The sequence below is a fragment of the Burkholderia sp. AW33-5 genome (assembly GCF_053427615.1).
The window spans coordinates 1-424 of record NZ_JBSAXA010000110.1 but is presented as its reverse complement, the minus strand read 5'-3'; the positions used below and the strand labels follow the sequence as shown (position 1 = coordinate 424).

The 424-nt window shown below is 61.8% G+C and carries 1 pseudogene; it reads left to right on the top strand.

Annotated elements, in window-relative coordinates:
* Positions 1-424: pseudogene (locus ACV22V_RS32590) on the top strand (IS3 family transposase); the annotation flags it as partial.

Below are 424 nucleotides of genomic sequence, written 5' to 3'. Positions count from 1 at the left end.
TGGACCTGACGGCGTTGCACGCCAAGATCGGCCAACTGACACTGGAGAATGATTTTTTAGAAGGTGCGCTCACCAAGGCGGGATTGCTGAGCGCAAAACGATGATCGACCGTACGCATGCGCTGCCGGTTTCGCAACAGACGCGACTGGTCGGCATCGCGAGATCGAGCGCGTATTACCGGCCGCAGCCGGTCAGCGAAACCGATTGGTTGTTGATGCGGCGAATCGACGAACTGCACATGGAGTTCCCGTTTGCCGGGGCACGGATGCTGGCGCGCCTGTTGCGTCGGGAGGGCCATGAAGTCGGCCGCCGTCGCGTACGCACGCTGATGAAGAGCATGGGCGTGGAGGCGCTGTACTGCAAGCCGAACACAAGCCGCCGCAACGCGCAGCACAAGATCTGGCCGTACTTGCTGCGCGGCATG